This is a genomic window from Oceanispirochaeta crateris (genome assembly GCF_008329965.1).
In the GTDB taxonomy this organism is placed as follows: Bacteria; Spirochaetota; Spirochaetia; order DSM-2461; family DSM-2461; genus Oceanispirochaeta; species Oceanispirochaeta crateris.
This window is the reverse complement of the sequence record NZ_CP036150.1, coordinates 3,493,995-3,515,913: the sequence shown is the minus strand read 5'-3', so window position 1 is coordinate 3,515,913 and position 21,919 is coordinate 3,493,995. Positions and strand designations below refer to the sequence as shown.

Here is a 21,919-nt window from a genome sequence, read left to right as displayed (position 1 = left end):
ACATTCTTCATTCTAAAAAAATATCAGAGAACTCTTGCCTAAGCAACGGCTTATTGCTACATTTAGCTAAACATCTAATTGAACAAAAGGAATAACCATGCATATCTTTACCCTCCTGGCAGATTTTTTAACATATTCTGTCATGAAGATGGATTCAACCACATCCTTAGCCTCAGCGGTCCATTTTTTTATTGAGGACACAACAAAAATCTTCTTCCTTCTGTTTATCATGATTTATATTATTGCTTTGCTAAGAGCCGCTGTAGATACAGACCGAATCAGAGACTATTTGAAAGGGAAAAATAGAGGAATAGCCTACATTCTGGCCGCTCTTTTCGGCAGTGTGACACCATTTTGCTCCTGCTCGAGCATCCCTCTTTTTCTTGGCTTTACTTCCGCACGGATTCCATTGGGTATCACCATGGCTTTTCTCATTACCTCCCCCATGATCAACGAAGTGGCGCTGATTCTTCTAGGCTCCATACTGGGAGTCAAATTTATGATTTTCTATGTTGTAACCGGTTTGACTGCGGGTATTTTGGGTGGTTTTTTTATTGATGCCATCAAGGCCGAAAAATATTTGACTCCCCTGGGACAACAGGCTAAGAATTTTAAAACAAGGGATGAGCCCGGAATGGCGCCCCAAAAACTGAGTTTGAAAGACAGACATGTTTTTGCTAAAGATGAAGTAAAATCCATTGTTAACCGGGTGTGGAAATGGATATTCATAGGTGTCGGCCTTGGATCGGCTCTTCATGGTTATGTTCCTGAACACTTTATTACTGACAATTTGGGCAAGGGAAACTGGTGGACCGTTCCCGGGGCTGTACTACTGGGAATCCCCCTGTATACTTCTGCATCGGCGGTAGTCCCTGTAGCGGAAACACTATTAGCCAAGGGTTTGCCCGTGGGCACGACCCTAGCGTTTATGATGAGTACTGTAGCAGCCAGCTTCCCTGAATTTATGATGCTAAAACAGGTTATGAAACCTCGTCTTCTATTGATTTTCTTCATCATGCTTCTTGTCTTTTTCACCAGTGCAGGATGGCTGTTCAATGCCTTTTATTAAATTGAGGGCTTACGAAACAAAATCATGGCCTACCAGGTCATGTCATTGCCAGCTCTTGGTTTGGATGGAAAGGTCATTAGTATAGGGAAGATTCTCACTTCCCCGGAAATCATTGATCTTTTACAAACCTGATAAAGAGGTATGTACCCCGATCAAAGACCGGCTTCCTTCAGAAGCCGGCAACTTTCCCGTATATACGCCTGACAGTGGGTTTCAAACAACCTCTTTTCCCGGACTTTCTGCAATCCTCCCGGTTTATGAAAATCAATTTTAAGAAGGGAAAAACACTCAGTGCTACCAAATTTTTCATTAAAGGCCAAGAGGATCTTTTGTGTTTCTTCAAAAAGCAGTTGTTTGCTTTCAAAAACAGAATCACTGTCATAATATCGACAACCCAACACCATAAGTGCTCCTGTAAGAGCTCCGCATGTTTTTTGCATTGTGCCAATACCGGCTCCGAACCCAGCAGCCAGGGCTATGGCCGTCTTTTCATCGATTCCCAGTTTTTCATGAAAGGCTCCCAGTACAGACTGAGCGCTGTTGAAACCTTGCTTGTGTAGATCTATCGCCCTGTCACAGGGATCTTTAATGTTCATTCTATTCTGTCCCGAATCCTGAACCTTTTTTAATATACCCATGGCATTATTGTAATACCGGGAGAACAGAATAGATATGCTGATCAGGATTTTTTGTCATATTCTGCTATTTTCTCAATCATATAAAAAAAAATGATGATTTACCAGTGATATGTATACAGATATTTATCTATGCAAGAAAAATTGTGAGCAGACCATCAATACAAGCGGACCTTCAACAGACCCGCTTAATCTTCAAAAGGCTTTAAAATGGAAGGGATTCAGCCGCGTCCTTGACCAGTTGGGATTCACCCTTCCTGCAGACCAGGGCCTTACCATTTTTAATTACAACAATGAGGTCCTGGACACCGCACAGGGCCACGGGAATGTCAGAATAAACAAAGTTACTGTCATCACCAGATGTAAAAACTGGAACCTCTGTGGGAGGATTTAAATCGGCAATAACATCCCAGCTTCCCACATCATTCCAGTCAAATCCAGAACGGATCATGGCAATATGACTGCTTTTCTCCATGAGGGCATAATCGACGGACTCCCGGGGAAGGGCAGCATAAAGCCGGCTGAGGGCCTCATCGGGCATGACGACAGTTATATCATTTTCAATCTTTGTGGCGGGACAATTCAGAACAGGGAGAAAGGGTTCCATCATTTTGGGACTACCTGCTAAAAGTTCTTTTTCAAAGAAGGACAGCTTGTAGGTGAACATCCCGGAATTCCATAAATAGTTACCAGCCTTGAGGAATTCTTCGGCTGTGGATTGATCTGGTTTTTCCTTGAAAGAAAGGACCTTGAACCCTGGAGCAGTTTCTTCTCCTGCCTCAATATACCCATAGCCAGTGGAAGGGAAATCTGGTCTGATACCGTAAACCACAAGTTTGTCCAAACCGGCAAGTAGGGAGGCATTTTCCACATCTTTAGCAAATTGACGGAGATCCTGAATGAGGTGGTCTGCGGCCAGAACCAGAACAGAGGCGTCCTTGTTTCCCGTGGATTCCTTGAGCCAGGCTCCGGCATAGGCCAGCGCCGGCCCTGTGTTTCTGGCCTGAGGTTCTGCCAACAAGACAATTTTCTGTCTTATTTCCAGAGGCAGTTTCTGGCTGTCTTCGAGGGCTGCCTTAATGTGATCCTGATGGGTCACAACTAGGATTTTCCCTGGAATACCTAAAGATGCGGCTCTCTTGATTGTAGAAAGAAAAAGAGAGTCCTTTCCCTGGACCGTCATAAACTGTTTCGGTTTGCTGTTATTGGAAGCAGGCCAAAGTCTCTTGCCTGCCCCGCCGGCCATAATAATCACATGATCTACCATAAGAAAATCTCCTTAAGGGACGATAAATGAACTACAAAAAATGAACAGCATAAAAAAACATTTTGACCCTGCTCGACTATTATTATATTCCATTATAATATGATAAAATTACTGAAATTGTACAGAGGAGCGGGAACATGGCCTTTACACTGTCTATACATCCATGGGTATTTGTTGGAAAATTTAATGAAAGTTGGTCGGGAGATTTTATTGAACAGGAACACTTGAGTCCTGAAGAAGAAGCAGCCTTAAGCGAAGCGGATAGGAATGCTCTTCATGAACGAAGGAATTCATTTCCCCAGCTCCCGCTTGTGAATTTTACGAGCCAGTACGGTCTGGGTTGTTTTGAAGGTGTAAAAGCCTTTCCACAGAAAGATGGAAGCCTCAAAGTTTTCCGTCCCGAAGAAAATTCTGCCAGAATGTCACGTTCCATGGCAGGCCTTGGCATGCCCGGAGTCGATGAAGAGCTTTGCACAAAGGCGATTTTGGGAACAGCCGGCCGCAACGCCGAACTAGGATTCACAGTAAAATATAACCCTCAATGGGAAAAAGACTCATTCCAGAGTGCTGGATCCATCTATATCAGACCTTTCAGCTGGTCAGAACCGGGTATCGGAATCAATCTGTCAAAAAACCCCTGGCTGGTTGTTATCAATACAGAAGTTTCCGCTTATTTTGCGGGAGAGAACTATAATGCCGTTACCACCGATATGATCCGATCTAACCATAAGGGTACAGGGTGGATCAAATGTGACGCCAACTACGTTATATCCTGCCTAGCCAAAAACCAGGCCATTGAAGGCGGTTTTATGGAAGCAATCTTCCTGGATGCTGTGGAACAGAAATACATTGAAGAGGGATCATCGTGTAACTTTTTCTGTCTTAAAAAAGATGGAACCCTGGTCACTCCCGAACTGGGAGACACCATCCTTCCTGGGATCACCAGAAAGAGCCTGATTGAGCTGGCCTCAGATCAGGGAGTCAAAGTAGAAGAACGAAAACTGTCTCTGGAAGAAGTCCTTGATGACGGAGCTGAATGCTTTGTTACAGGAACCGCAGCAGGGCTCACTCCCATCACATCTCTCACTCACAAAGGCAAAGAAATAAGCTTTGGAAAGGGAACTCCGGGAGAACTGTCACAGTCTCTGCTCAATGAGCTCAAAGGGATTCAGTACGGAGTTCTGGAAGATCGATTTGGCTGGATGGTGCCGGTCATATCCTAGATTCACACCTTTAGTTTATTTACTTAGAAGCTCATCCGGGGTCCGCGGTATCTCATCGAACATGAAGACATCCGTACCCGGAAGAGGTTTGATCATGGCCATGGTATTCTGGAAGACAAGACTGTCTTCCGGACGGGTCCTGACCTGTGTGTCTGGATCCCGGTCGATTCTGTCCGCATAATCGGCGGCCCTGGTCAAGGACAAGAGAGCCTGGCTCTGTTTCGCTGGATCAGATCCCCGTTCTGACAGTGCATAGTCTACATAAGCCAGGTTGTTGTAAACCTGAATAAAATGATTCACCAGAGAACGATGTTCCAGAATATCTTCTGGAGCCAGATAGGGAAGAGAACTCTCTTCCTGTTTGAGGTCTCTCAATATTTCCATATACTGATTTCTGGCACCAAATAGATTCTGTCTGTACACAAGTGTATTGGCAAGAGCAAAGCGTGCATTTCTTGTATCACTTAGATTTTTGAGAGCCGATTCGAATTCCAGAACTGCCTGATTATACTGCTGCTGATCGTAATAGATGAATCCTTTCCGGTAAGCAATATCGCCAGTATGATACTGATTCTTCTCGGCTAGGTTAAAATAGTTTAACGCTCCGCTCAGATCATCATATATTTCATAGTGAAGGTTTCCCATATCAGCATATAATTCTCCGATCTCCGGATTCGTGCCTATCAGTCCCCGAACCTGGCTATCTTCAAGCAGCCGGATACCAGCAACAAATTCTTCTTCGGCTTCATCATACAAACCTTCTTCATAGCCAATCTCACCCCGTCTGCGGTAGATCCCTATTTTTTTAAATATTCTGGAACGGTTTAAGGGCTGTGTTTGATCCATGTAGAACAAGGCTTTCTGCAGGGCTTTCTTTTCCTGATCCATATTGTAAGTACGCCTGAAATATCGGGCCAGTTGATAGTGGACATCGGGAACGGTTGTGTCTATATCTTCTGCTTTGAAGAGTAGATCTTTGGCTTCACTCACCTGATTTCTATCAATATAGTAGCCGGCTAGATCTGAAAGAGTCAGAGAAATAAAGGCCGTATCACCCCGTATGCCAGCTTTTTTGGAATAGATATTACTCAGAATAGAAATATTACCATCGTCTTGAACTCTCAGAAAATACCGGAGCATTCGGAGCATGATCTCATCATTTCCATCATAACGGGACAGGGCGGTGGCATACTGAAACCGTGCATCTTCCAGTTTATCCGGATCTTCCTCAGACCAGAGCATGTAATTATCGCCCAGGGCCAGCATCAGATCATAGTTGTACAAGTCACGCCCCAGTCCAGAGGAGAGGATTTCTGCCGCTTTGGCATACTTGCCTGTAATATTCGTGAGGAACAGTCCGTACTCATGATATCCCTTGATATAATCCGGGTATTCTCCCAAAAGACCTTCGTACATATGAGCCGCATCAGGATAGGCTCTTCTGTCCAGGAAGGCATCGGCATATTCCAGAAAACGGGACTTAGAAGGCCACCCTTCTATGGTGAGTTTCCCCAGACTCCATCCAAAATATGCCTTGTTAAACAGAGAAACTCCCTGGTCATATTCGTCTTGTTCTATGAGGTCAATTCCCTGATTGTAATAAATAAGAGCCTGCAATGGTCTATAAAGGAAATTAAAACTGAGATAGACCGTTAACCCCAACATAACAAGGATAACGGCTACCATCCGGACGAAAGGCCAGCCCTTTTCGGCAAACTGATAGAAAAAGCCCGATTTTCTGACCTCAAATTCACGGCCCGTTAGCTTCTGATACCCCTTGGGAAGCTCGATCTTTTTCCCTGTAATATTATAGAATTCGGTATTGATCAGACGTGGTGCGCTGCCCTTAATGAGCATGGAAACCAGTTTCCTGTACCGTACACCAGTCAGATCATCAGCATCTGCAAGGGCATCCTGTATGGAAACTTTTAGGTTAAGAGGAAGTCGGCTCAGACTCTCCTGTACGGAATCAAGATCTTCTTCGGATATTTCAAAGAGGTTTTCCTCCTCTATTTCAAGATCATCCGAATCGTCCATGAGGAATGTGTCGTCTAAAGTATCCAAACTATCTAGGGAGGCATCCAGATCATCATCAAAACTGATGCCTTCCTGAAAGTTAAATTCTTCACCAAAATCACCAAGTGAGAATTGAGCCTCACCGTTTTCATCATCCATGTCCAGAGACATGTCATCAAAGCTGCTCAGTTCTGGGAGATCTTCATCGGGAGAAGTCAAATCAAATTCTTCACCCGGTGCATCCAAATCAAAGCCTTCATCTTCAGAGCCCAGGTCATCCAGCTCTTCCAAGTCATCGTCTTCGTCTAATTCATCCAGTTCTTCCAGGTCATCATCACCACCACTTAGATCATCCAATCCCGGAAGCTCATCAGCCGGGGAAAGATCCTCCAGACCGGGAAGCTCATCGCCTAGGGAAAGGTCATCCAGACCGGGTAGTTCATCGCCTAGGGAAAGGTCATTCAGACCGGGTAGTTCATCGCCTGAAGAAAGGTCATCCAGACCGCTAAGCTCCTCACCCGGAGAAAGATCATCCAGACCGGAAAGCTCATCGCCGTCAATCATTTCATTTAGAGAATCCAAACTGAAATCTTCAGCTGAATCCTCTTCCAAGGGAGCTTCATCAAAACCCAAATCACCGAAATCATTCAAATCTCCGGGAAGTGAGAAATCATCTGTCTCTGGGGCTTGACCCGTCGGAACTGGATCATCCATTAATTCATCCAGACCGGAACTGCCTTCATCCTCTAGTGACTCATCAAGGCCAACTTGACTGAGAAAGTCATCCATGGAGATATCATCCTGATCCAGCTCACCCAGATTCAATGATTCCTCGAGTGAGGGTTCAGGGGGCTGCACATCCTCTATGGTTTCACCCATAGATTCAAGCACTTCCGCTTCGTTTCCCCAGAGATTTACTTGCTGTTTAAAACTGTCTATATCTTCCCGTGTAGGCATAGGTACTTCTTATTAACATATTTCGGCAGAATCGTCTGAGGACAAAAGTTTTTTCGCCCCCTCTAAACTCCATGATCAGTTTCTCCGAAAATCATAGCATATGAAAGGCATGATGAAAAACAAACTTATACTTTTATTCTTTTTGATCTCCTCCACTCTTCTTCAAGCATTCGAGATCAACGATATAAACCTACATCTCAAGATAACTGGACTGACCGAAGCCGGCCCCCCAGAGGTCTGGAGAGATCATCTCATTTTGACCAGCAAACCCAATAGACAGGCGCGTTTCGTAGGGGCAGCCTTTTCCATAGACAGCTATCAGCAAATCTATAGCTACCAGAAAAACGAACATGGAGTGTACTTTCTCATACTCCCTCTTCCCAGCGAGGAGGTCGTTGATTACCGGATTATCATTGATGGCATCTGGATTGAAGACCCCGAAAACCCCAACAGCATCAGAGACAGAAATGGCCTGCATCTCTCCCGACTGACATTTCCTCCAGAACAACGGGTCAGGCAACTCAGCCCGGTATTAAGAGATGAGAAAGGAACTGTTGAGTTTTATATTCAGACAAGTCCGGGAAAAAGGGTCTATCTTGCCGGAGACTTCAACCGCTGGGACCCCTACATGACGGCTCTCAGGGAAAAGGAACCCGGCTTATACAGCGCTGTTCTTTCTATCAAACCCGGTCGTTACGCCTACTATTTCCTTATTGATGGAGAACCTGTTCCCGATCCGCTGAATTTCCAAAAGAACCAGGACCTGACCGGTAAGGATGTGTCAATTCTATACATACCGGGATAAGGATGATGCTTTTTACTCTTTTTCAATTTTAATAGCAACATCAGCCGGAAGTGCCAACTGACAAGCCGCTTCAAGAGTCTTGATAATCCCCGATGGGACGGGACAGGCTGCATGAGAGCAATGTCTGGAAGCCGAGATATACACAGGAGACTCAATCATGGGTCCGAAGCAGGCGGTAAAGGCATCGACGCTCTTGAACGAATCTGCCATGGCTCTGATATCAGGGCATTCTGACTGGATATCCAGTATAACATTCTGTCCATCCCCGCTCTCGGCGCGGAGGGTCGTGTTCAATCCGCAGACACCGGCACAAATTTCAGTTTTTATCATACCAACCGACTCCTTTTGATTTTACCCTTTCAACTCTCATCCTCATCATGGCAACTGGCCGGTTGCGTTCCTAAAGCCTCTGGGATAGATGGAGAGAAGTCTTCTGCTACAGACCGCAATTTATCCCGCTTGGGAAGCGGAACCTTTTTCCCATGGCAGTCAATACTGACAAAGGTCACCTTATTGGAAAAGACAAGGACCTCTCCATCCGATCCGGGAGCATCGGCGTGAACATCCACCTGGTAGGTCACAGAGCTTGTTCCCTGATGAGCAGGGAGAACATGGAAACGAAGGATGGACCCATTGATTACGGCTTTTTCAAAGCTGATCCGATCCATTCCTCTGGTCACCAGGCAATACCCGGGAAAATCTCTGGCCGCTGTCAACCAGGCAGACTCATCGACCCAGAATAGCATCTGTCCACCAAAAAGGTGATTGTGGTGATTGAGATGCTCCGATCTAACCATATTATATGTATTCAAAACGCGGTGATGGCCTCCATACCATTTTTCTTAATGATATCCAGACCATGATCAATGTCATCCACTTTGAACATGATGACGACCTTGTCATCCATGAGCATCAGGGTAGAGTAGAGGTACTCGATATTGACTGCATTATCCTCAAAAACCTGCATCACATCATGGAGGGCCCCGGGCTTGTCATCCAAGCGCACACCGATAACCTCGGTCACACGGGCTGTAAAGTTATTTTCTTTAAGCAGCTCTAAACACTTGTCTGGTTGTTCGACTATGATTCTAAGGATTCCGAAATCGGCAGTATCTGCTATGGTCATGGCCCTGAGGCTGATATTTTTTTCAGCAAGGATTCTAGTTACTTCGGCCAATCGACCATTTTTGTTTTCAAGGAATACGGAAATTTGCTTAACTTTCATATGTTTACTCCTATTTTCAGAGTGAATAATACAACTCTGATATTTACTTAATGAACCCCAAAAATTCTCCTTCCCTACCGAGAAAGCCCTTTTCCCAGGAGGGTGAAAAACGGAGGATTGTATCCTACAGGGTTCTCTTATCGATGACTCTTTTGGCCTTTCCTTCTGACCGGGCGATAGATTTGGGTTCCACGAGCTTGATTATAACGGCAATACCCAGTTCCTGTTTTATTTCCTGTGCAATTTTTGCTCTTATTTTTTCCAGAGACTTCGTTTCATCACTGAAGAAACCGGGTTCCACTTCTACATGAAGTTCAACCTCATCCAAGTGGGATTCTCCGCGATCCACCACAATCTGGTAATGAGGTTCAGTCCCTTCAATCCGCATGAGGACATTCTCGATCTGACTGGGAAATACATTGACACCCCGCAGGATAAGCATATCATCTGTACGGCCCAAAAGGCGGTGCATTTTGACAGTCGTTCTTCCACAGGAGCATTGATCATGCCAGAGCCAGGTAATATCTCTGGTTCTATACCTGATGATGGGGGTTCCCTCACGGGTAATAGTGGTAAAAACAAGCTCTCCCTTCTCTCCCTCGGGAAGGACCTCCCCTGTTTCAGGATTGATGATTTCAGGATAAAAATGATCTTCATTGATATGCAGACCATCATGTGCCTCGCACTCATTGGATACTCCAGGACCGACAATTTCGGTTAATCCATAAATATCATATGCCTGAAGGTTCAGCTTTTCCTCAATTTCTTTCCTCATATTATCACTCCAGGGCTCGGCCCCGAAAATTCCGGACTTGAGAGAAAGATCCCGGAAATCGATCCCCATCTCTTTGGCCGCTTCGGCCATATACAGGGAGTAAGAGGGTGTACAGGTCAGTATGGTAGATTTAAAATCTCTCATCAGCATGAGCTGCCTCTTCGTATTACCCGAAGCGGCAGGGATTGTGTTGCACCCCAGAGTATGAGATCCATAATGGACTCCCAAACCACCGGTGAACATCCCATATCCGTAGGCATTTTGAACGACATCATCGGGGGTCCCGCCGGCCATACAGAGACAGCGGGCCATGACTTCCGACCACATGGCCAGGTCATCTTTCGTATAGGCTCCCAGGACGGGCGTCCCCGTAGTACCAGAAGAAGTATGGATTTCGACGATATCTTTTTCATTCACAGCCAAAAGTCCATAAGGGTAGGTCTCACGCATATCGTCTTTTGTAGTAAATGGAAGCTTCGCGATGTCGGCTAAGGACTGAATATCATCTGGTTTGACACCAAGTTCATCAAATTTTTTGGTATAGAAGGGGACAGACTCATACACATGGCGTACCAGTTTTTTAAGATTGTAGAGCTGTTGCACCTTCCTGTCATCAATGTTGTCACATTCAGCTTTTTCATTCCAAATCACAATTTTACTCCTCTAATAAACGGCCTGTGAGCCATGATCTAATATACGTTTCTCTCATCAATAACGCGGATTGCCTTACCCTGCTGGACCGGAAGAAAACCGGGTTCATGCAGCTCCACAAGAGCCTTGATGGTAATGGTTGCCTGAAGTTCTTCAACAATGCGCCGTCTCAAATCATGCAGATCCTGAGCATTATCTGTAAACATATCCCCACCGACCTCAGTCTGAATGGTCAGCTGATCCAGGGTTCCTTTTTTACTGACCTTAATCAAATAGTTGGTTCCGATCTCAGGCATTTTCATGATAACTTCCTCGATCTGTGAGGGGAAGACATTCACGCCGTTTATGATCAGCATATCATCGGTTCGCCCCTTGATACGTGTAATCCTCCGACTAGTTCTGCCGCAGGAACAGGCTTCGGGAATGACTGTGGTCAGGTCCTTAGTTCGATACCTCAGGATGGGGGTTCCTGTCCTGATCAGGATGGTCAGGACAAGTTCCCCTTCAACACCGTCTTCCACAGGCTCAAGGCTGTTCCGGTCTATGGTTTCTACAAGATAGGCATCCTCCCAAATATGCATGCCCTTTTTTTCTGTACATTCAAAGGCAACACTGGGGCCGTTCATTTCGGATAACCCATAGGAGTTGTAGGCATCAATATGGAAGAGTTCTTCAATCTTCTGCCTGATCTCCTCAGAATGAGGCTCCGCCCCGATGAGAGCCCTCTTCAGATTGAAATCCGAGAGGGAGTATCCCATTTCCTCCATTCTGGAATACAGGTGAAGCATGTAACTGGGAGTAGCATGAATCGTGGAAGTTTGAAAATCTTTCATCAGCTGAAACTGGCGTCTTGTGTTTCCACTGGAGGCAGGAATGACGAGCATCCCCAGTTTCTCCGCTCCATAGTGAAGTCCTATACCGCCGGTAAACAAACCGTAAGTCATCATATTCTGGAAGACATCACCCTTATGGCAACCCGTTGCTTTTAGAGAGCGGACGGTCATATTGGTCCAGTTATCCAGATCTTTCTGAGTATGGTAGATCACCGTGGGAGTTCCAGTTGTCCCACTGGACGCATGCATCCTGACAATCTCATCCCGGTCAACCGCCAGAAGACCGTAGGGATAGGCTTCCCTCAAATCGTCTTTGGTTGTATAGGGTATCTTTCTGATATCTTCAAGGGTTCGAATATCCTCTGCAGACTGAATGCCCACAGCCATAAGGCGTTCTTTATAAAAGGGGGTGATCAAGGCCGTCGTAATCGTCTTTTTAAGCCTCAAAAGCTGAAGAGCTTTCAAGGCATCTCTATCCAGGCGTTCAACCTCTTCGTCCTCATAGAGATTTTGAATCATGACACCTGACTCCCTAGGTCCAGAGCCTTATAATTGGTCTGCACCACCTCATCTCCCTTGCGGGCGAAGAGTTTATCTACCGCTTTCTTCAAATAGGTCATATCAATGGGCAGACTCTTAGAGGCCGCTCCAACGATGACCATATTACCCGCTCTGGCAGAACCGGCATCCCTGGCCAGAGCCTTATCATCGACTAAACACACAGAGGGAAGCTTTTTCAGGGCTTCCAGGACCTGGGTCTCCTCGGGATAATTGTCAATATTTTTAACAGGAGTGGTGGATGTCACCAGAATACCTTCGGGAGACAACCAGGGCAGATAGCGAAGACTCTCCAGAGGTTCCATACTGATGACCATGTCGGCGGTTCCCAAACCGATAAGGTCAGAATAAATCTCTCCATCGGATAGACGCATATGCGCCATAACGGCTCCGCCCCGCTGGGCCATACCATGGACTTCGGACTGGCGAACCTTAAAACCGGCTTCTGCGGCTGCAGTAGCAATAACTGAGGCTAGAGACAGAACGCCCTGCCCTCCTACTCCGGCAAGAATGATGTCGTATTTCATGATGTTTAGCTCCTCTTCTTATTTGCTTTACGAGCGGTTTCAATGCATTCTCTAACGGCAATGATCACAGAAACACCGCTATAGGCCAGTTCCTTCCGGAGCTTTTCCTTGTTTTCTTCATGTGATTTTCTATGAGCCGGGATCGTCAGGATATGTTCCCCATCCCCCATAATGCCTTTGACCACCTGTTCCAGACGGCTGGAAGGCAAAATAGTTGTTTGGCCTCCCGTCATGGCAGTGGTTTCGTTGTCCACAATGATGATCGTCACATCTGAGCCGGAAGACACGCAGTCCACCAACCCGGTCATCCCCGAATGGAGAAAGGTACTGTCTCCGATGACAGCCATGACATTTTTAAGTCCCGCTTCGGCACATCCCTTAGCAGCCGTAATAGAGGCTCCCATACAGATGATGGTTTCGGGAACACCCAGAGGAGGCAGAGCCCCCAGGGCATAACAGCCGATATCGGATGTGACAGTGCTTTCTTCAAGCTCTTCCTGAACTTCCTTGATGACCTTGTAGGTATCATCATGGGGGCAGCCAGCACAGAGCTGAGGGGGTCTTCCAGGGAGGGTCATTGAGCTTGCCACGGCAGCGTTTCTTTCGGGTAATCCCAGGGCGGGACGGACATTATCGGGAGTCAACTCGCCCTGAAGAGGGACAATATTATCCAGCTTCCCAATGATTTTAAGCTCTCTGGGCAGAAGCCCCGCGATGAGACGTTCCACATAGGGATATCCCTCTTCAAGAATTACCAGCTTTTTGACATGAGCCGCCAATGTTCTGATTTTCTCCTCGGGTACAGGGTAAACACCGATGTGCAGGTGGGATGGTTGATCCGTTAACTCTCCCTTATTTTCCATAAAATAGTTATAGCCAAGACCGGTAGTGATAACAGCCCTCTCCCGGTTGGATTCATTGAGTTCAAGAGAATTGACAGGAGATTTTTCACTGTAGGCAATCATATCTTTCTGCCGCCCCAGTAGACTGCTCCACCGGCGGCGGGCATTAGCAGGCAGAAGCATCCAGTCCTGTTTATTATCGGCCTTGTTCAGGGCATTTTCCGCTCTGGGAGGCTGAGTCTGTATGGCTGCTCTGGAATGAGAAAGCCTTGTAACCAGCCGCAGAAGGACGGGAACGCCCATTCTTTCTGAAAGATCAAACCCCTCTCTGGTCATTTCATAGGCTTGCTGCTGATTTACAGGTTCCAAAAGAGGAACCCGGGCAAAGTCGGCATAATAGCGTGTGTCCTGTTCATTCTGTGATGAGTGCATCCCCGGATCATCTGCCACAACGATGACAAGACCTCCTCGGATGTCCAAAAGGGCGCCGTTCATAAAGGCATCTGCTGCAACATTAAGCCCCACGTGTTTCATGGTAACAATGGCTCGTTTTCCGGCAAAAGAGGTTCCAAGAGCCTCCTCCATAGCTGTTTTTTCATTGCTGGACCAACTGGCCAAGGGGCCGTTTTGGCTGTTCTCTATTAGATATTCCATGATTTCGGTTGATGGTGTGCCCGGGTATCCGTAGCATGAAGAGACGCCCCCATGAAGGGCTCCCAGGGCGACGGCTTCATCACCCAGAACAACAGTTTCAGACATAAATACTCCTTGAATTACAAGACTTTCAAGCCTTGGTGATTTTTTTAATGAAGGCTATATACTCTCAGGACATAAAGCCGGATAAGGGAATTCCGCAGGCAGAACTTCCCCAATTGTGAATACTAAGAACTTATTTGGCTTTATTTATACCATAAAGCGAACATCATTGGTATTGAAAAATAAGCATCCCTATATATCTTTATGCACATCATTTTTCCATTTTGACTAGGTCCTGCAATTGAAGACATTTTCAGCATAAGATATTCTCAAATGATGGTAAAAATTATGGCTGATAACCAATCAACTTGTAAAAAACAAATTGAAAAGCTCCAAAGGGAGCTACAACAAGAAAGGATTCAAACAAAACAGCTAAACGCTATACTCAATCATGACCCGGATACAGGACTCCTACTGAGACATATGCTGGTTCGCAGAATGAATACGCTTATAAATGGAAAAGTTCCCCCTCATTTTGCCTTTGGAATCATCAGGCTGGACAAAAATTATCAGAGGATACGCCGCACTCGGGACAGGATGAAGGTCTTACTTTTTGTTACCTCAGAACGCCTGAAAACCCTTGTGGGAGAAGAAAACCTTTATCAATCAGACCGATCCGATGAGTTTCTGTTTCTAATTCCCAACTATAAAGATAAAAGAGACGTAGAAGAAAAAATCACTGAGATGATCATGAAAGTTTCAGAGTCCCATAACCCCCCGGCTTCTGATGTCAGTTTTGGTTGCAATGTCGGAGTGGCCCTCTTTCCAGATCATGCCAGCACTCTGGATGAATTGGAATATAATGCGGAGATTGCCCTTGGCATACATGAAGAGAAAAGTTGGAACGGGTTTCTATATTCCCCCGAAAGAGGCCTGAAACATCATGAGAACCACACACTGGAATTGACACTCAGACAATCGATCCTCAATGATTTTAACGGATTTCACCTAGCTTATCAGCCCATTGTTAACAACAACAAAGAAATCATAGCCTGTGAAGCCCTCCTCCGTTGGGATGTCCCGGGCAGAGGGGCTGTGCCTCCACTCCGGTTCATTCCTCTGGCAGAAGAGAGCGGTCTCATCAATTATCTTGGAAAGTGGGTATTATATACGGCTCTGAAACAGATAAAATTTTGGAGAAAGGAATTTAAAAAGAATATCGAAGTCTCAGTCAATGTATCGACCGTTCAATTAGACCAGGATGATTTTTTGGACACGATCAAAACAGCTCTCAAGGTCATTAAAGTTCCCCCGGAAGCTCTGCATCTGGAAGTAACCGAAAGCGCCGTGATGGATAACCCCGAAGATGTGATTCTCAAGCTGAGGGAACTATCAAAAATGGGAGTGGAGGTCATGCTGGATGACTTTGGCACAGGATATTCCAGCCTCAGCGCCTTGAATAAACTTCCAATACACACTCTAAAAATACCCAAGGAGTTTGTTGATAATCTTCCGGGAAACAGCAATTCACTTGAAGTTGTGCGTGCCATACTTGGTATTGCAAAAACCTTTGATTTCAGAACTCTGGCCGAAGGGATTGAAAAGCAAGATCAGTTTGACTGCCTTGTTTCAGAGGGCTGTCAATATATTCAGGGATATATTACAAGCCCACCCGTAGATGCCATTGAATTTCAAAATCATTTTCTTACACCTTTGAAATACGAAGGAATGGGAGACAATTCGCAGTAGATTTTAAAAAGAGGATCGATTATATCCAGAGGATTTTTGTTTTTTTCTGAAGGCCTTCAGCGCAATCAGCAGGACAAAAAGATTTTGAAGGATAAGGAGTTGCAAAACGATCTTATACTCAGGGTCCTTCAAAGTACCCGAAGGATCTGAAACCAGATAACCTCCGTAACTTCCAAGCCCCCCGCCAAAGGCGGAAACAGCCACCATCTTGATATCTGAGGCAATACTGACAGGGTTTTCCCTTTCCGCCAAAAAATCGGATCCTTTCAGTAATACCAGGGTAAAACCTGTCAGGTTGATCAATATAAAGTAAATTATGACAAGTTTTCGCATGATTTCCTCCAGAACAATATTAAAAATCATACTAGCATCTATATCCCGAATTGAAAACTCCTGAAACGAAACATGAGCCATCAAATGAACGATGATAAGTTTATATAATGGGAACTCAAAGGGCTAAAACACTTTGGCCAAGCTCCTTAAGACGGCTTCAAAAGCCGTTTTTCATCTCTCTCGCTTCAAATAAAATGGGCTGTCTCTGGTATAAGACAGCCCGAATCTCTGTGTTCTAAAGATATCAATAGTAGTCATCACCCATAGGAGTAAATTCAGCGTTTTCGACCCACCACTGTGGCCTTTCGACTAAATCAATCAGGTTATCTACAGTCATATAGTGATACTCTTCCTGACGTGAAAGACTTTTAAAAAGTTTACGTCCCGCTTCTGTATCCAATTTTGAAAACTGTTCTTGATAAAACTCTTTTCCTTTCTTTTCTATATCCCGTGCCCGCCTGAGCTCAGAGAGAAGATCTTTGGATAAAATATCATCTACAACCTCATTCTTTATGGATGCAAAGATAGTTTGAACCTCTTCCATTGACCCTTTCTCTGCAGAGGGATCCTGCTTTTTCTGAAGGACTTCAACGGCCTTCGCATGCTTCACTTCATCATCGGCCAGCATTGTAAAGATTTTTTTGATCCCGGGCTGTTGCGTCTTGGATGCCAGGGTTCTATACAATTCTTCTGCGTCATGTTCCATCTGAATAGAAAACTCAAATATGTCCATAGTAACTCCTTTAAAAATATATTGAAAAACAGGCTGTTCTTATGATTCAAGTATAAGTTTTGGTTTTACAATTCTGCAAGGAAATATGCTAAACTTTGAAATACCATGTTATTAGGGAAGTCTACGCAAAAGATTGACTTCTCCCCTAGAATTAAATAAATTATTACTTATCAACTAGTGATTAAAATCCAGGAGGCCTTCTTATGAAGCTGGCTGTATTCAGTACCAAAAAATGGGTTAGAGATGCATTCTCTGAGAAAAAACCTGACCCTATTAACCTAACTTTCTTTGAAGCCCGACTGGACGAGGAAACAGCTCCTCTTGCTGCCGGTTTTGACAGTGTCTGTGTATTTGTCAATGATACGGTCAATGCCAGAGTCATTGACGTTCTGGCCGAAGGAGGAGTCAAAACGATAGCTCTCCGCTGTGCGGGTTTCAACAATATAGACCTGAATAGAGCTCAGGAGAAAGGAATTAAGGTTTGCAGAGTTCCAGCCTACTCTCCTTATGCCGTTGCCGAATATGCGATGGGTTTGATTCTGACACTGAATAGAAAATTCCACAGGGCTCATTCTCGTGTGCGGGAAGGAAATTTCTCTCTGGACGGTCTACTAGGCTTTGATCTCCATGGTAAAACGGTGGGTATTATAGGCACCGGAAAGATTGGTCAGGTGTTTATGGATGTCATTTCGGGTTTTGGAGTCCGCATACTTGCCTATGATAAGTTTCCCAGTGATTCGGCCAAAGCCAAGGGAGCGGAATATGTCGATCTAGAAACCCTCTACCGGGAAAGTGATATTATAACCCTCCACTGCCCCCTCACCCATGAGACCTACCATCTCATCAATGACTATGCCATTAAAGCCATGAAAAAAGGCGTTATGCTCATCAATACAAGCCGAGGTCCCCTGATCAATTCTAATGCGGTGATCAACGGTCTTAAATCAGGCATAGTCGGATACGTCGGTCTGGATGTGTACGAAGAGGAGGGAGATCTCTTTTTCGAAGATTTATCAGACCAGGTAATCCAGGATGATACCTTTGTACGGCTTCAAACCTTCCCCAATGTTCTGATCACAAGCCATCAGGCTTTCTTCACCAAAGAAGCTATTGATAATATACGAGACACAACCTACACCAACTTGAATGAAATTGAAAAAACTGGAAGTTGTGAAAATATGGTGAGTGGTGTGATTAGAAAATCCTAAAAGTTCTCATGGTGCAAAAGAACTCTTGAATTTCATCTAATCCCAGTGGAGAATACTCCTAAGCGTATCCAACATCAGGAGTCTTTATGAAAAAAGTCATCATTTTTGCTTTCCAGGGAGAACCGGTCTGCTTTGCCCATGCCATGTTGAATGTCCTCAATATGGATGAAAAAGGATATGAAACCGGTCTGATTATTGAAGGGAGTGCCTGTTCACTCATAGGAGCTTTAAATGAACCTTCTCATCCCCAACACAAGCTGTATTCAAAGATCATAAGCAAAGGTCTACTGGCCGGAGTCTGCCGGGCCTGCTGTCATCAGATGGGAACACTGGAAGAAGCAGAAGCCCAGGGCCTGCCTCTCTTATCCGATATGGCAGGGCATCCCCCCATGGAACCCTGGATCAGCAAGGGTTATGAGGTGATTACCCTCTAAGAAGCATTGGCCCGGGCCAGCCCGGACCAATGGGTCAGATGCTCTTCTTCGCCCGGTACTTTTCTACTTCCCAGGTATTTATAAAATCAATCTTATCCTGGGGCATAAACTGAACACCACCAAAATTCTCGCTGAGAACTGCCACCTTGACGGCATCCCGGAACAGGATTCCCGACAAAAACGCTTCCTTAGCATTCACCCCGCAGGAAAGTATGCCCCGGTTCTGAACCAGAATGGTTTTTGGTTTCTTCCCAAACTCCCCTTCATAAGCACTGACACCTTCCACCAATGATTGTTCAAGTTCTGCCTCTCCCCCTTCGGGTATCCAAAGAGGTTTGTGTCCCATGTACACAATATGATCCGGAGTCAAGGCCGAAAAAACAGGAGAAGCAGCTTCTTTTGACTGGAGCCACTCCTTGCACTGTCTGATATTTTTAAATTCAAAACCTGCCTCTGGTCCATAGGCCTTCTGAACTGCTTTTTTCAAAACAGCGGCGACAGCCAGATCTACCGGTTCTTCGGCCATATTGGGAGTAATACGAATGGACTCTTCCAACTTACCCATGAGGTACTGATATTTCAGGTCAACCTCTTCAATTGAATTTCCCCCGGTGAATACTCCATGATTCTGAAGCATAATAAAGTCTGGAAATCCCTGACCTGAGGCCAGACGCTCATCAACCCGGTCTTTCACATATTTAGCCAGGATATACCCGGGATTGACAACGGGAATCCAGAGGACTCTGTCGCCCAGCTCTTTTTCCGCCCATCCTTGTCCTCCCTTAGAGCAGGTCATACCGTTCACGAGGGCAGGATGGGTGTGGACAACAAACTTAAAAGGGATAAAACAATGCAGCAGCGTTTCCACCGATGGGCGGGATGTTTCTCCCTCCAGACGGGCTTTCATAAGATCTTCCAGAGCCCGTTCTTCCCGTTCATCCTTGTCTTCTGGATACTCAACAGTCCACAGAGCATCAAGGGCTTTTTGATCCATCTTCACAAACCCCGATTCGTCAATCTCACCCATGGTTGTGCCAGAGGCTTTCACATACATGACACCATCTTTCTTCAAAGAGGTATTCCCTCCTCCCGCCAGGACATAATCCGGATTACCACCGTACCTGCGGGTCACTTCAATCAGTTCTGCTACACTCATCTGGATCTCCCTGTAAGGACGCTTTTCTCATAATCCATCACATTGGCAATGAGTTCGGATTCAGTGGGGACATTCATCTGTTCACAGTAGTAATCCCACACCGCTCCGGCAGGCATGGTTTTCAACTGTTCCATCAATGCCAGGCGAGCGAAGGCATTGCCCTCTAGATCGTATTTTTTAAGGGTTGCCGTGGGCTCCAAATATCCCAGAAGAAGGCCTTTCAGAGTGGACCTGGAACCTATTGCATAGGCTCCGATGCGGTTCATTGTCCCATCAAAAAAATCTAGGCCAATGTGTGTGTCGGCGATGCGGCCGCAGCGGACAAGCTCTTCGGTAAGGTATCGAATGTCATCATTGAGAATGACCACATGATCACTGTCCCACCTCACAGGACGGCTCACGTGAAGGAGCATTTCATCAAAAAACTGATAAATAGAGGAAAGCTTATCGGCAATGAGCTCTGTTGGATGAAAGTGTCCCAAGTCCAGACAGATCATCTTCTTCCGGCTCATGGCATAACCCATATAAAATTCATGAGAGCCGACCACATAAGCTTCGCTGCCGATTCCAAAAAGTTTAGTTTCTACGGCATCTTTCATCTCTGAAGCGGGGATGTCTTTGGAAAAGACTTCATCCAGAGAGTTTTTAAGGATCTCACGGTAACCGGCTCGATCGACTGGAAGATCTTTAGATCCATCAGGAATCCATGTGTTGAGGATAGAGGGGGTTCCCAGTTCTCTTCCGAAATAAGCGGCGACTTCCCGGCTTTTCTTTCCATGTCTAATCCAGAAATCCCTGACCTTCTTATCCTTGCTGGAGAGAGTGTATCCGCTTTCGGCCATGGGGTGCGAAAAGAAAGAACCATTGTAGTCAAGACCGATTTGACGTTCTTTAGCCCAGGCCGTCCATCCTTGAAAATGCTCGGGACCAATTTCGTCCCGCTCGACTTTACGGCCTCCAAACTCACCATAAATAGAATGTAGATTGAGCCTGTGTTTTCCGGGAATAAGAGAAAAGGCCTTGTCCAGATCGGTTCTCATCTCATCAATACTGCCCGATTTTCCAGGATAGTTTCCTGTGACCTGAATTCCTCCGCCCGAGAGTTCTGCATCGGGAGTCTCAAAACCACCCACATCATCAGTCTGCCAGCAGTGCAAAGACAATGAGACCTTTTTCAGAGATTCCATGGCTTTATCTGTATCAATGCCAAGCTCGGCATACATTGCCTTGGCCAGATCATACATTTTCTGTGTGTTTTCTTTCATATAAACCCTCCATTTTAGTCATAATAAGGGGCTCCCGGGAGAAAAACCTTGACGATCCGATCAATTATTAGCACAATATTGTCAGGCTTCTGGAGGCAAGAATGTTTCAATTGAACCGCCCTGATTTCTTTGATTCCGATGAAGAACCTATCAAACTCATTCGCCGGAGTCCCCAGATTCCCTACCCTCTTCATAACCACGATTTTTCCGAACTGGTCATTGTCCTCAGCGGGACAGGCGTGCATTTCACAAAAGACCATGAATACCGAGTCAATGCTGGAGATGTATTTGTCATTCAGGGAGCCACCAGTCACGGGTATAAAGAGATACAAGACCTCTGCCTGGTGAACCTTCTGTTCCGCATGGACCAGCTGCCGCTGCCCTTTATGGACATCAGCTATATACCCGGATACCAGGCGCTGTTTCATCTGGAGCCCCGATACAGGCAGGTGCATAACTTTGCCAGCCGACTCAAATTGAAGAGTGACGACCTGATCAGGGTAAGCAGCCTCATTGACAGAATTGAACTGGAATACAAGGGCAGACAGAAGGGTTACAGATATATGGGAGCCCTGCTGTTCATGGAACTCATAGGATTCCTGAGCCGCTGTTACGACAGCTCCGAGAGTGTTCAGAACCTGGAACTTCTCAGGATTGCCAGAGGCTTGAGTTATCTGGAGCACCATCTCACAGAGAAGATCTCCCTGGAAACCCTGAAGGCAGAAACGGGCATGTCCATTAGTTCTCTGAACAGACATTTCAAGCGGGTGACAGGCCTTCCTCCCCTGGAATATCACCTCAGGCAAAGGATTAGACGGGCCTGCACCCTCCTAAAACAAACCGACTTGAATATTACTGAAGTGGCTTACAGAAGCGGATTTGACGACAGCAATTACTTTACCCGACAGTTTAAAAAGGTCATGGAAATGGCCCCTTCTAGATTCCGAAAATCAGACTAATGT

General features: G+C 45.7%; 22 protein-coding genes. 8 read left to right on the top strand and 14 right to left on the bottom strand.

All coding sequences use genetic code 11. The annotated features are described in order from the left end of the window. Positions 1–97: 97 nt before the first annotated feature. Together EXM22_RS15975 and EXM22_RS18620 are read left to right on the top strand one after the other, a co-directional pair. On the top strand, positions 98–1,069 hold the full coding sequence (locus tag EXM22_RS15975; protein ID WP_149487477.1) for a permease: 972 nt from the start codon (positions 98–100) through the stop codon (positions 1,067–1,069). Between the two features lie 24 nt (positions 1,070–1,093). Beyond that, positions 1,094–1,201, top strand: coding sequence for a thioredoxin family protein (locus EXM22_RS18620; protein WP_149487476.1), 108 nt, complete (start codon positions 1,094–1,096; stop codon positions 1,199–1,201). Between the two features lie 20 nt (positions 1,202–1,221). Here EXM22_RS18620 and EXM22_RS15965 read toward each other — a convergent pair whose 3' ends face one another. Further along, entirely contained in the window at positions 1,222–1,707 is a 486-nt protein-coding gene (locus tag EXM22_RS15965) for a C-GCAxxG-C-C family protein (RefSeq protein WP_149487475.1), read from the bottom strand. A 202-nt stretch (positions 1,708–1,909) separates the two neighbouring features. Then, positions 1,910–2,971, bottom strand: a complete 1,062-nt coding sequence (locus tag EXM22_RS15960) for a mannose-1-phosphate guanylyltransferase (protein ID WP_149487474.1) — start codon at positions 2,969–2,971, stop codon at positions 1,910–1,912. 137 nt (positions 2,972–3,108) lie between these two features. Between EXM22_RS15960 and EXM22_RS15955 the strand changes: the two genes are divergently transcribed. Beyond that, positions 3,109–4,194, top strand: a complete 1,086-nt coding sequence (locus EXM22_RS15955) for an aminotransferase class IV (RefSeq protein WP_149487473.1) — start codon at positions 3,109–3,111, stop codon at positions 4,192–4,194. 15 nt (positions 4,195–4,209) lie between these two features. On the opposite strand, the gene flcA is transcribed toward EXM22_RS15955, so the two are convergent. Further along, positions 4,210–7,167 carry a periplasmic flagellar collar protein FlcA gene (flcA, locus tag EXM22_RS15950; protein ID WP_149487472.1) on the bottom strand — a complete coding sequence of 986 codons (2,958 nt, stop codon included), beginning with the start codon at positions 7,165–7,167 and terminating at the stop codon, positions 4,210–4,212. Positions 7,168–7,276: 109 nt separating this feature from the next. Between flcA and EXM22_RS15945 the strand changes: the two genes are divergently transcribed. Then, entirely contained in the window at positions 7,277–7,972 is a 696-nt protein-coding gene (locus tag EXM22_RS15945) for an early set domain-containing protein (protein WP_168203566.1), read from the top strand. Between the two features lie 12 nt (positions 7,973–7,984). Here the strand turns inward: EXM22_RS15945 and EXM22_RS15940 are convergent, their stop codons facing one another. From EXM22_RS15940 to EXM22_RS15910, 7 genes are all read right to left on the bottom strand, one after another. Continuing rightward, complete coding sequence (locus EXM22_RS15940; RefSeq protein WP_149487470.1) at positions 7,985–8,302, bottom strand: DUF6951 family protein; 318 nt, start codon at positions 8,300–8,302, stop codon at positions 7,985–7,987. Positions 8,303–8,331: 29 nt separating this feature from the next. Next, a complete protein-coding gene (locus EXM22_RS15935) occupies positions 8,332–8,784 on the bottom strand; it encodes an acyl-CoA thioesterase (RefSeq protein WP_149487469.1) in 453 nt (150 codons plus the stop codon). Beyond that, on the bottom strand, positions 8,781–9,197 hold the full coding sequence (locus EXM22_RS15930; protein WP_149487468.1) for an ACT domain-containing protein: 417 nt from the start codon (positions 9,195–9,197) through the stop codon (positions 8,781–8,783). Before EXM22_RS15930 ends, EXM22_RS15935 begins: the two co-directional genes overlap by 4 nt. Before the next feature lie 124 nt (positions 9,198–9,321). After that, complete coding sequence (locus EXM22_RS15925) at positions 9,322–10,623, bottom strand: phenylacetate--CoA ligase family protein (RefSeq protein WP_149487467.1); 1,302 nt, start codon at positions 10,621–10,623, stop codon at positions 9,322–9,324. Between the two features lie 38 nt (positions 10,624–10,661). Continuing rightward, positions 10,662–11,975, bottom strand: coding sequence for a phenylacetate--CoA ligase family protein (locus EXM22_RS15920; RefSeq protein WP_149487466.1), 1,314 nt, complete (start codon positions 11,973–11,975; stop codon positions 10,662–10,664). Then, positions 11,972–12,541, bottom strand: coding sequence for an indolepyruvate oxidoreductase subunit beta (locus tag EXM22_RS15915; protein WP_149487465.1), 570 nt, complete (start codon positions 12,539–12,541; stop codon positions 11,972–11,974). Before EXM22_RS15915 ends, EXM22_RS15920 begins: the two co-directional genes overlap by 4 nt. Before the next feature lie 5 nt (positions 12,542–12,546). Then, complete coding sequence (locus EXM22_RS15910; RefSeq protein ID WP_149487464.1) at positions 12,547–14,142, bottom strand: thiamine pyrophosphate-dependent enzyme; 1,596 nt, start codon at positions 14,140–14,142, stop codon at positions 12,547–12,549. Between the two features lie 285 nt (positions 14,143–14,427). Between EXM22_RS15910 and EXM22_RS15905 the strand changes: the two genes are divergently transcribed. Continuing rightward, on the top strand, positions 14,428–15,828 hold the full coding sequence (locus EXM22_RS15905; RefSeq protein WP_210411507.1) for a putative bifunctional diguanylate cyclase/phosphodiesterase: 1,401 nt from the start codon (positions 14,428–14,430) through the stop codon (positions 15,826–15,828). Positions 15,829–15,831: 3 nt separating this feature from the next. Here the strand turns inward: EXM22_RS15905 and EXM22_RS15900 are convergent, their stop codons facing one another. Beyond that, on the bottom strand, positions 15,832–16,161 hold the full coding sequence (locus tag EXM22_RS15900; RefSeq protein WP_149487462.1) for a hypothetical protein: 330 nt from the start codon (positions 16,159–16,161) through the stop codon (positions 15,832–15,834). Positions 16,162–16,405: 244 nt separating this feature from the next. Further along, positions 16,406–16,894, bottom strand: coding sequence for a ferritin family protein (locus EXM22_RS15895; protein WP_149487461.1), 489 nt, complete (start codon positions 16,892–16,894; stop codon positions 16,406–16,408). A 203-nt stretch (positions 16,895–17,097) separates the two neighbouring features. Between EXM22_RS15895 and EXM22_RS15890 the strand changes: the two genes are divergently transcribed. Together EXM22_RS15890 and EXM22_RS15885 are read left to right on the top strand one after the other, a co-directional pair. After that, complete coding sequence (locus tag EXM22_RS15890) at positions 17,098–18,102, top strand: 2-hydroxyacid dehydrogenase (protein WP_149487460.1); 1,005 nt, start codon at positions 17,098–17,100, stop codon at positions 18,100–18,102. Positions 18,103–18,188: 86 nt separating this feature from the next. After that, a complete protein-coding gene (locus EXM22_RS15885; RefSeq protein WP_149487459.1) occupies positions 18,189–18,536 on the top strand; it encodes a cytoplasmic protein in 348 nt (115 codons plus the stop codon). Positions 18,537–18,570: 34 nt separating this feature from the next. Here the strand turns inward: EXM22_RS15885 and EXM22_RS15880 are convergent, their stop codons facing one another. Next, the gene (locus tag EXM22_RS15880; RefSeq protein WP_149487458.1) at positions 18,571–19,692 is read right to left on the bottom strand and encodes a class II aldolase/adducin family protein; all 1,122 of its coding nucleotides are present in this window, start codon (positions 19,690–19,692) and stop codon (positions 18,571–18,573) included. Further along, positions 19,689–20,957 (bottom strand): L-rhamnose isomerase, encoded by a 1,269-nt coding sequence (locus EXM22_RS15875; protein WP_149487457.1) that lies wholly within the window; start codon positions 20,955–20,957, stop codon positions 19,689–19,691. The genes EXM22_RS15880 and EXM22_RS15875 overlap by 4 nt, the downstream gene beginning before the upstream one ends. Positions 20,958–21,058: 101 nt before the next feature. Here EXM22_RS15875 and EXM22_RS15870 point away from each other — a divergent pair, with 101 nt between their 5' ends. Then, entirely contained in the window at positions 21,059–21,916 is an 858-nt protein-coding gene (locus EXM22_RS15870) for a helix-turn-helix domain-containing protein (protein ID WP_149487456.1), read from the top strand. The last annotated feature ends 3 nt before the right edge of the window (positions 21,917–21,919 follow it).

Bases quoted from the DNA above. Each gene is read 5' to 3' on its own strand.
- EXM22_RS15975 (WP_149487477.1), top strand. From the start codon at position 98: ATGCATATCTTTACCCTCCTGGCAGATTTTTTAACATATTCTGTCATG.
- EXM22_RS15900 (WP_149487462.1), bottom strand. From the start codon at position 16,161: ATGCGAAAACTTGTCATAATTTACTTTATATTGATCAACCTGACAGGT.
- EXM22_RS15940 (WP_149487470.1), bottom strand. From the start codon at position 8,302: ATGATAAAAACTGAAATTTGTGCCGGTGTCTGCGGATTGAACACGACC.
- EXM22_RS15905 (WP_210411507.1), top strand. From the start codon at position 14,428: ATGGCTGATAACCAATCAACTTGTAAAAAACAAATTGAAAAGCTCCAA.
- EXM22_RS15880 (WP_149487458.1), bottom strand. From the start codon at position 19,692: ATGAGTGTAGCAGAACTGATTGAAGTGACCCGCAGGTACGGTGGTAAT.
- EXM22_RS15890 (WP_149487460.1), top strand. From the start codon at position 17,098: ATGAAGCTGGCTGTATTCAGTACCAAAAAATGGGTTAGAGATGCATTC.
- EXM22_RS15945 (WP_168203566.1), top strand. From the start codon at position 7,277: ATGATGAAAAACAAACTTATACTTTTATTCTTTTTGATCTCCTCCACT.
- EXM22_RS15920 (WP_149487466.1), bottom strand. From the start codon at position 11,975: ATGATTCAAAATCTCTATGAGGACGAAGAGGTTGAACGCCTGGATAGA.
- EXM22_RS18620 (WP_149487476.1), top strand. From the start codon at position 1,094: ATGGCCTACCAGGTCATGTCATTGCCAGCTCTTGGTTTGGATGGAAAG.
- EXM22_RS15915 (WP_149487465.1), bottom strand. From the start codon at position 12,541: ATGAAATACGACATCATTCTTGCCGGAGTAGGAGGGCAGGGCGTTCTG.
- EXM22_RS15965 (WP_149487475.1), bottom strand. From the start codon at position 1,707: ATGGGTATATTAAAAAAGGTTCAGGATTCGGGACAGAATAGAATGAAC.
- EXM22_RS15870 (WP_149487456.1), top strand. From the start codon at position 21,059: ATGTTTCAATTGAACCGCCCTGATTTCTTTGATTCCGATGAAGAACCT.
- EXM22_RS15910 (WP_149487464.1), bottom strand. From the start codon at position 14,142: ATGTCTGAAACTGTTGTTCTGGGTGATGAAGCCGTCGCCCTGGGAGCC.
- EXM22_RS15895 (WP_149487461.1), bottom strand. From the start codon at position 16,894: ATGGACATATTTGAGTTTTCTATTCAGATGGAACATGACGCAGAAGAA.
- EXM22_RS15960 (WP_149487474.1), bottom strand. From the start codon at position 2,971: ATGGTAGATCATGTGATTATTATGGCCGGCGGGGCAGGCAAGAGACTT.
- flcA (WP_149487472.1), bottom strand. From the start codon at position 7,167: ATGCCTACACGGGAAGATATAGACAGTTTTAAACAGCAAGTAAATCTC.
- EXM22_RS15885 (WP_149487459.1), top strand. From the start codon at position 18,189: ATGAAAAAAGTCATCATTTTTGCTTTCCAGGGAGAACCGGTCTGCTTT.
- EXM22_RS15875 (WP_149487457.1), bottom strand. From the start codon at position 20,957: ATGAAAGAAAACACACAGAAAATGTATGATCTGGCCAAGGCAATGTAT.
- EXM22_RS15955 (WP_149487473.1), top strand. From the start codon at position 3,109: ATGGCCTTTACACTGTCTATACATCCATGGGTATTTGTTGGAAAATTT.
- EXM22_RS15930 (WP_149487468.1), bottom strand. From the start codon at position 9,197: ATGAAAGTTAAGCAAATTTCCGTATTCCTTGAAAACAAAAATGGTCGA.